General features: G+C 65.1%; 9 protein-coding genes and 1 pseudogene. 6 read left to right on the top strand and 4 right to left on the bottom strand.

Annotation, left to right across the window (positions count from 1 at the left end; genetic code table 11):
- Positions 1-127: 127 nt before the first annotated feature.
- From J9611_RS12120 to J9611_RS12140, 5 genes are all read left to right on the top strand, one after another.
- Positions 128-1570 carry an amino acid ABC transporter substrate-binding protein/permease gene (locus tag J9611_RS12120; RefSeq protein ID WP_211880512.1) on the top strand — a complete coding sequence of 481 codons (1443 nt, stop codon included), beginning with the start codon at positions 128-130 and terminating at the stop codon, positions 1568-1570.
- Complete coding sequence (locus J9611_RS12125; protein WP_211880489.1) at positions 1567-2316, top strand: amino acid ABC transporter ATP-binding protein; 750 nt, start codon at positions 1567-1569, stop codon at positions 2314-2316. The genes J9611_RS12120 and J9611_RS12125 overlap by 4 nt, the downstream gene beginning before the upstream one ends.
- 58 nt (positions 2317-2374) lie before the next feature.
- Positions 2375-2791, top strand: coding sequence for a VOC family protein (locus J9611_RS12130; RefSeq protein ID WP_211880491.1), 417 nt, complete (start codon positions 2375-2377; stop codon positions 2789-2791).
- Between the two features lie 64 nt (positions 2792-2855).
- Entirely contained in the window at positions 2856-3371 is a 516-nt protein-coding gene (locus J9611_RS12135; RefSeq protein WP_211880493.1) for a GNAT family N-acetyltransferase, read from the top strand.
- Between the two features lie 145 nt (positions 3372-3516).
- Entirely contained in the window at positions 3517-3804 is a 288-nt protein-coding gene (locus tag J9611_RS12140) for a VOC family protein (protein ID WP_211880495.1), read from the top strand.
- A 129-nt stretch (positions 3805-3933) separates the two neighbouring features.
- On the opposite strand, the gene glnA is transcribed toward J9611_RS12140, so the two are convergent.
- On the bottom strand, positions 3934-5358 hold the full coding sequence (gene glnA / locus J9611_RS12145; protein ID WP_211880497.1) for a type I glutamate--ammonia ligase: 1425 nt from the start codon (positions 5356-5358) through the stop codon (positions 3934-3936).
- A gap of 297 nt (positions 5359-5655) precedes the next feature.
- On the opposite strand from glnA, the gene J9611_RS12150 reads away from it, so the two are divergent.
- The gene (locus J9611_RS12150) at positions 5656-6093 is read left to right on the top strand and encodes an RDD family protein (protein WP_211880499.1); all 438 of its coding nucleotides are present in this window, start codon (positions 5656-5658) and stop codon (positions 6091-6093) included.
- A 148-nt stretch (positions 6094-6241) separates the two neighbouring features.
- Here the strand turns inward: J9611_RS12150 and J9611_RS12155 are convergent, their stop codons facing one another.
- From J9611_RS12155 to J9611_RS21885, 3 genes and pseudogenes are all read right to left on the bottom strand, one after another.
- A complete protein-coding gene (locus tag J9611_RS12155) occupies positions 6242-6616 on the bottom strand; it encodes a DUF3817 domain-containing protein (protein ID WP_211880500.1) in 375 nt (124 codons plus the stop codon).
- Between the two features lie 203 nt (positions 6617-6819).
- A complete protein-coding gene (locus J9611_RS12160) occupies positions 6820-7581 on the bottom strand; it encodes a DUF4191 domain-containing protein (protein WP_211880502.1) in 762 nt (253 codons plus the stop codon).
- A gap of 90 nt (positions 7582-7671) precedes the next feature.
- Positions 7672-7803 (bottom strand): annotated as a pseudogene (locus J9611_RS21885) (lipoyl synthase); the annotation flags it as partial.

Here is a 7803-nt window from a genome sequence, read left to right on the forward strand (position 1 = left end):
CTGAGCCCGGCCCGCACCTTATCCGCCCATTAACAAGGGGTTGTTACTCTTGCCTAGAATCCAGCAGACCGGGGCCGCCAGGCCACGGACCGTCGCGGTCATCGGAGCATTGCTGGCACTTGCCGCAATGTTCTTCGGAGCCGCCGGCGCCGCGGGCGCCGCAGCACCACCAGCCGCCGCATTACCAGCCGCAGCAGCGCAGGCCGGCGCAGCGCCGTCGAGTCTTTCCGGAAAGACGTTCGTCATCGGCACGGACACCACCTTTGCGCCGTTTGAATTCCGCGACGCCGGGGGTGAGCTGACCGGCATCGACATGGACATCATCCGCCAGATCGCCAAGAGCCAGGGATTCGCCGTCGAAATCAAGTCCCTCGGCTTTAACGCCGCCCTGCAGGCGCTCTCATCCAACCAGGTGGACGGCGTCATTGCCGGCATGTCCATCACGGAACCCCGGAAGCAGATCTACGACTTCTCCGATCCCTACTTCGAGTCGGGCGTGCAGATGGCCGTGGCTAAGTCCAACACCGAGATCAAGGGCTACCAGGACCTAAGGGGCAAGACCGTCACGGCCAAGACCGGCAGCGAAGGCGAAACGTTCGCCAAGTCCATCGCCGATCAGTACGGCTTCGCGGTCAAGCCCCTGGACCAGTCGGCCACGATGTATGAGCTCGTGAAGTCCGGCAACGCCGTCGCCGTCTTCGACGACTACCCGGTGCTGGCGTACGGCATCAGCCAGAACAACGGGCTGAAGTCCGTCACGGAGAAGGAAAAAGGCGGCTCGTATGGCTTCGCCGTGAACAAGGGCCGGAACCCGGAGTTGCTGAAGGCGTTCAACACCGGCCTCGCGGAAATGAAGTCCAACGGCCAGTACCAGGCCATCCTGGACAAGTACCTCAAAGACCCCGCGAAGGCAGCCCAGTCCAGCTTCTGGGATCTGCTGGCCAGCAGCTTCCCGGCCCTCCTGAAGGGCCTGGGCAACACCGTGCTGGTGACCGCGATCTCCTTCGCTGTCGCCATGGTGATCGGCCTCTCCATGGGTTTCCTGAAGATCTCCACCAACGTGCTGCCGCGCGGCATCGCCACTACCTACGTAAGCGTCTTCCGCGGAACGCCGCTGCTCGTGTGGGCGTTCTTCTTCTACTTCGGCATCCCGCAGCTGACCGGACAGCCGATCGACATCTGGGTGGCGGGTGTGCTGACCTTGAGCCTTAACTCCGGCGCCTACATCACCGAGATTGTCCGCGGCTCGATCCAGTCCGTGGACCCGGGCCAGCTCGAGGCCAGCCGCAGCCTCGGCCTCGGCTACGCCAAGTCGATGCAGAAGGTGGTGGTCCCGCAGGCCTTTAAGATCATGACGCCCTCACTGATCAACCAGCTGATCATCATGCTCAAGGACAGTTCGCTGTTGCTCGTCATCGGCTTCGCCGAACTGCTCTACCAGGGCCAGCAGATCTACGCAGGCAATTTCCGGATCACCGAAACCCTGCTGATCGTTGCCGTCCTGTACTTCGTGGTCATCATGCTGCTGACCAAGCTGGCCAACGTCGCGGATAAGAGGTTCAACAAATGAGTACGGCAGTCACTGCACCCAGCAAGATCTCCGTCAAGGCCCTGAAAAAGTCCTTCGGGTCCAACGAAGTGCTCAAGGGCATCAACGCCGAGGTCGCCGAAGGCGAGGTTGTCTGCGTAATCGGGCCCTCGGGCTCCGGCAAGTCGACCTTCCTGCGCTGCCTGAACAAGCTTGAAGACGTCACCGCCGGGCACGTCACGGTGGATGGCTTCGATGTGACCGATCCCAAGGTGGACATCAACGAGGTCCGCCGGCACATCGGCATGGTGTTTCAGCACTTCAACCTATTTCCGCACATGAGTGTGATCGAGAACATCATGCTCGCACCGGTCGAGTCGAAGAAGCAGGGCACGGCTGAGGCCCGGGCCACCGCCCTGAAGCTGCTGCAGCGCGTGGGGCTGGCCGAGAAGGCAGACGCCCGCCCTGCATCGCTCTCCGGCGGCCAGAAGCAGCGGGTGGCGATCGCCCGGGCCCTGGCGATGAACCCGGACATCATGCTCTTCGACGAGGCCACCTCGGCCTTGGACCCGGAAATGGTGGGCGAAGTGCTGCAAGTAATCAAGGACCTGGCCGGCGAAGGAATGACGATGGTGCTGGTCACTCACGAGATGGGCTTCGCCCGGGAAGTCGCGGACCGGGTGCTGTTCATGGCGGACGGCGTCATCTGCGAGGAGGGCCGTCCGGAGGAAATCTTCGGCAACCCCCGGCAGCAGCGGACCCAGGACTTCCTGTCCAAGGTCCTCTGACATCCCGACGGGGGCGTTCGGGGCTGACACCCGGGGGCCATGGTGCTACTTTGGGCGCATGGCCAAGCAACTTTACCTGAACCTGCCCGTCAAGGACCTCGACAAGTCTGTTGCGTTCTTCACCGCCCTGGGTTTTTCCTTCAACCCCGACTTCACCGACGAAAATGCCACCTGCATGATCGTCAACGACGACGCTTTCGTGATGCTGCTCAAGGAAGGCTTCTTCACGACCTTCACCTCCAAGCCCATCGCGGACACCACCGGCAGCACCGAGGCCATCATGGCCTTCTCCGTGGAGAGCCGCGAGGCCGTCGACGAGACGGTCCGCAAGGCCCTCACCGCCGGCGGCACGCCGTCCCAGGAGGCCCAGGACTACGGCTTCATGTACAACCACAGCTTCCAGGACCCGGACGGGCACCTGTGGGAAGTCATGTGGATGGACCCCGCCGGCCCGCCGGCCGACGCCGCGCCCTGACCCGCACGACCGCTGCCGCTTCTTCCGGCAGTTCCGCGCGTCCGCACCTGGGTAGGCTCGATCCATGGCAGAAAATGTGTGGCTGATCCCGCTGGCGAAGCTCGATGACGACGCCCGGGCCGTCAAACTGGGGGAGATCGCGGAGCTTGAGGTTACCCCGGAGCAGCGGACGTTCGTCGGCGATCCGCTACGCATGATGCTGGTGGCCCTCGAAGAGGAATCCCGCTACCCGTTCGTCGTGGACTCCAACGGCGCCGCGGTCGGGGTCCTCACGCTGCAGTCCGGCGCGGCCACCCTGTCCGGCTGGGCGGATGACGATTCGGTCTGGCTGCTCCGCGGCTTCCTGATCGACCACCGGCAGCAGGGCAAGGGCCTCGGCACCCTCGCCGCGGTGGCGGCCGTCCGGGCGGCCGCCCGGCTGACGGCGGCCCTGGGCGGGGGACAGGCCGGCGTCGTACTGTCCGTCAACGAGCTCAACCCGGCAGGGCAGGCAGCGTACCGCAAGGCCGGTTTTGAGGACCGCGGGCAATACCTTGGCGGCGGCGCCGGCCCGCAGCGGACAATGTACCGGGCGTTCTGAACCGGCGCCGGGCCGCCGCTGCCACGGCCGCTTGTCCAGAGACAGTCAATGGCAGTCGAACAGAAGGTGGAGCAATGACCGAACCCGTGTACTTTGTCGAACTCAACAGCCCGGATCACGAAGCGTCGGCGCAGTTTTCCGGGCAGTGTTCGGCTGGGACCCGGAGCCCTTCGCCGCGCCCGAGTACCTCGTGGCGCAGCACGGTGGGGCCGGCGGGGTTGACAGCGCAATCCTGCCCTCGCGGGACGGCCAGCCGCGGGCCGTCCCCATCATCCGGGTCGCCGACCTCGACGCGACCCTCGCCGACGTCGAGGCCAAAGGCGGACGGATCGTCGTCCCCGCCTTCGAGCTCGGCCAGCTGGGCAAAGCCTGCTACATTACCGACCCTGCCGGACTGCTCCTGGGACTGCATTATTACCACCCGGCGGAGTAGCGCCGGTCCGGCCGGGCACAGCACGAAGACAACCAACGCGAAGACAGCAAAAAAGTCCGCAGGGCTGCCGTTCCCGGCAGTCCCTGCGGACTTTTTGCGGACTAGGAAGTTCCCGGCCCGGCGATCTTGCTAGACGCCGTAGTAGAGCTCGAACTCGTACGGGTTCGGGCGCAGCGAGAGCGGACGGATCTCGTACTCGTACTTGTACTCGATCCAGGTGTCGATCAGGTCCTGGGTGAAGACGCCGCCGGCCTGGAGGAACTCGTTGTCCTCGGCCAGGGCGTCCAGGGCCTCTTCAAGCGTGCCGGGAGCCTTGGGGATGTCTTTGGCTTCCTCGGCGGGCAGCTCGTAGAGGTCCTTGTCGATCGGAGCCGGCGGTTCGATCCGGTTCCGGATGCCGTCGATGCCGGCCATCAGCTGGGCAGCGAACGCCAGGTACGGGTTCGAGGACGGGTCCGGAGCGCGGAATTCGATGCGCTTGGCCTTCGGGTTGGAGCCCGTGATCGGGATACGGATACCGGCGGAGCGGTTGCCCTGCGAGTAAACCATGTTGACCGGAGCCTCGAAGCCCTTGACCAGGCGGCGGTAGGAGTTGACCGTCGGGTTGGTGAACGCCAGCACGGCCGAGGAGTGCTTCAGCAGGCCGCCGATGTACCAGCGGGCCATGTCGGACAGGCCGGCGTAGCCCTTCTCGTCGTAGAACAGCGGATCGCCGTTGGTCCACAGCGACTGGTGGCAGTGCATGCCCGAGCCGTTGTCGCCGAAGACCGGCTTCGGCATGAAGGTGACCGACTTGCCCCAGGCATCAGCGGTGTTCTTGATGATGTACTTGAACTTCTGCAGGTCGTCCGCGGCGGCGGTCAGCGTGGTGAACTTGTAGTTGATCTCGGCCTGGCCGGCGGAACCGACCTCGTGGTGGCTGCGCTCGACCTCAAGGCCGGCTTCGTCCAGGGCGAGGCACATGGCGTCGCGGAGGTCGGCCTGCTTGTCGGTCGGGGAGACCGGGAAGTAGCCGCCCTTGATCGGGGTCTTGTAGCCGAGGTTTCCGCCTTCTTCAGCGCGGCCGGTGTTCCAGTGGGCTTCCTCGGAGTCGATCTTGTAGAAGCTGCCCTGCGGGGAGGACTCGTACTGGACGTTGTCGAAGACGAAGAATTCCGCCTCCGGCGCAAAGAACGCGGTGTCCGCGATGCCGGTGGAGGCCAGGTAGGCTTCCGCCTTCTCGGCCACGCCGCGGGGATCGCGGTGATACGGGTCACCGGTGCGGGGGTTCACGATCGAGAAGTTCAGCGCAAGGGTCTTTTCCATGCGGAACGTGTCGAGGAACGCCGTCGTCACGTCCGGGATGAGCTGCATGTCCGACTCGGCGATGCCCTGGAAACCGCGGATCGAAGATCCGTCGAACAGCTGGCCGTTGACGAAGAAGTCGGCGTCGACGCTCTTGGCGGGCACGTTGAAGTGCTGCTGAACGCCAGGAAGGTCGGTGAAGCGGATATCGACGAATTTCACTTCTTCGTCTTTGATGAACTTGAGGACTTCGTCCGCATTCTTGAACATCTATGCTCCTAACGCATATGAAATATCTGGCCCTCAGGCCAAGTGGTCCAGCGCAGACCAACAGCGGGGAAACACGAATGTTTGCCCCGTTTCCTGGCCGCTAGCAACTGCTACCACCTTAGGGAAATGGGATTTCCCTACCGTGTCCGCTTTGTTTCCGGCATGTTACAGAATGCCCGGACACCTACGACGGTAGCCGGTGTCCACCCAGTGGCCTATCCGGTTCCACAGTGTGGCCGGGGGAAGTCCACAATGTGACCGGCCAACGGCCATGATCTTTGCCGATAGTCTTGGAACGTGGTTGATCGCAAAGACATAGGCTCCTGGCTCAGCGGGCCGGACACTTCCGGCATTTCGAAGTATCCGGGGGAGCGCCTGGGGCTGCCCGAATCCGGGCCGGGCTCCATCGCCCGTGCCGGGCGGCGGATCCTGGCCCTCTGCATCGACTGGGGGATTGCGCTGCTGATCAGCAACTTCGCCTTCGCCGGCGACCCCTGGGCAACGCTGGCCGTGTTCGCCGCCGAGCAGGCCCTGCTGATCGGCACCCTGGGCTACAGCATCGGCCACCGTGTCCTGGGCATCCACGTGACCAGGCCGGGCGGCGGCCCGGCGGGCCCGCTTGCGGCGCTGGTGCGCACCCTGCTGCTGTGCCTCGTGATCCCGGCCGTCATCTTCGACCCGGACCACCGCGGCCTGCACGACAAGGCATTGAACACGGTGCTTGTCCGGAGGTAGCCCCCGACGGCGGCAGGTCGCAGCCAGTCCTGCCCGGAAACCCGCAATTTGCCACGAATGGCCTCTATGCACCTCTGCGCAGCGGCCATTTGCGTCAAATGGGCGGGGACGCGGGGCCGTTTTGCGGTGTGCGGTCCTGCGGCGGCTGCTAAACCCCGGCGGTTTCCTCTGCGGGAGCCTCGGCGGGCTGGCCGGCCGGCTGCCCGGGCTTGATGCCCAGGTGCCCGTGCCGGCCGGCCCAGCGCTCGAACCACACCGTGGCAAACGGGAAGACGGCGGAGAGTCCGGCGAACAGCGCCACCTTCAACGGCCAGCGCTGCATGCGCCAGAGACTCAGGGCCGCGATGCCGTAGCAAAGGAAGAACGCCCCGTGGATGGGCCCGGCGATCTCCACCCCAAGCTCGGTGGTCCGCGTGACCCATTTAAGGAACATGCCGGCCAGCAGCGCGGCCCAGCTGAAGCCCTCGGCGATGGCCAGCACCCGGAAGATGCGGATCATGGCAGGCGTGGAGGGCAGTTTCATGGGTGTCTCCGGGTTCTGTCCTCACGGACGTCGTCGGGCGGTCTGAGGGTGGCCTCAGGGCGGTGTATGTACGGGCGGTCTACGCCGGGCGCCCCGGGCGGGGCTGGCTGGCCAGCTAAAACGCGCAAAGAAAACGCCCCGGCTGCCGGCCTGAGGAGCCGATACCGGGGCGTTCTGCGCTCATGGCTGAAGCGAGGTCAGGCCTAGCGTCCGCGGCCCGCCTTGCGGTCCGGACGGGCCTTGTACGGATCGATGCCCTTGGGGATGGGCAGCCGCGATCCGAGCGAGGAAATACGCTTCGAGACCGCGCTGACCTCGATCTTGGTCAGTTCGTTGTTCAGCTTGTTCATCGTCTTGGCCACCTGGCTGATGGGCACCTGGCCTTCGCCGCGGCCGCTTTCAATCACGTGGATGGTGACGTTGGGCAGGATGCGCGCGAGCCGCTTGCGCTCGGCATCGACCAGCGGCTTCACCCGGGAGCTGGGGCCTTCGCTGACAAGCACGACGCCGGGACGTCCGATGGCGCGGAAGACGGCGTCCTGGGTGCGCGGGTTCACGGCGACGGGCTGGTCTTCGGTGATCCAGCCGCGCTTGAGGGTGCTAAGGGCTGCCCCCGAGGCGCCGGGCTGGTTTTCAATCTGTGCGAAGGCGGCGCGCTCCGCGCGGCGGGAAAGGATCAGGGTTGCCGCCAGGAGGCCCAGCGGGATGCCGATGATCAGGCCGGTGACCCAGTTGTCCAGCAGGAACCCCACCAGGAGGCTGGCGGCCACGACGCCGAGCAAAGCCAGCAGCATGAGCCACTGGACCATGGGATCGTGGCGGCGGGTCATCTGGAAGACCTCGCCGATCTGCTTCAGCCGGCTCGGCTTCTTGGCCTTTGCTTCCTTGGGCTTGCGGGAAAAAAGGCCGCGCTTCGGAGCATCGGAAGCCGGAGTGGAGCTGCTGGAATCAGGGGAATTCGCCATAGTGCCTTAATTCTACGCGATTGATGACTCAGGGCCGGACGCCGGAATCCACCGGTGCCGGCCCTGAGTCACCATGGGTGACGACTGGATTCAGGAGTGCGCCGCGAGCAGGGTGCTGGCTTCCTGGCGGGTGCTGCCGGAGCTTTCGATGTGGGCGAGGGCGGCCGGGATGTCCCGGCCCTTCTTGCGCATCGCGGTGGCCCAGAGCCGGCCGGCGCGGTA

This window comes from Pseudarthrobacter albicanus, assembly GCF_018224015.1.
GTDB lineage: Bacteria > Actinomycetota > Actinomycetes > Actinomycetales > Micrococcaceae > Arthrobacter > Arthrobacter albicanus.

Bases quoted from the DNA above. Each gene is read 5' to 3' on its own strand.
- glnA (WP_211880497.1), bottom strand. From the start codon at position 5,358: ATGTTCAAGAATGCGGACGAAGTCCTCAAGTTCATCAAAGACGAAGAA.
- J9611_RS12155 (WP_211880500.1), bottom strand. From the start codon at position 6,616: ATGAAACTGCCCTCCACGCCTGCCATGATCCGCATCTTCCGGGTGCTG.
- J9611_RS12135 (WP_211880493.1), top strand. From the start codon at position 2,856: ATGGCAGAAAATGTGTGGCTGATCCCGCTGGCGAAGCTCGATGACGAC.
- J9611_RS12125 (WP_211880489.1), top strand. From the start codon at position 1,567: ATGAGTACGGCAGTCACTGCACCCAGCAAGATCTCCGTCAAGGCCCTG.
- J9611_RS12120 (WP_211880512.1), top strand. From the start codon at position 128: ATGTTCTTCGGAGCCGCCGGCGCCGCGGGCGCCGCAGCACCACCAGCC.
- J9611_RS12160 (WP_211880502.1), bottom strand. From the start codon at position 7,581: ATGGCGAATTCCCCTGATTCCAGCAGCTCCACTCCGGCTTCCGATGCT.
- J9611_RS12130 (WP_211880491.1), top strand. From the start codon at position 2,375: ATGGCCAAGCAACTTTACCTGAACCTGCCCGTCAAGGACCTCGACAAG.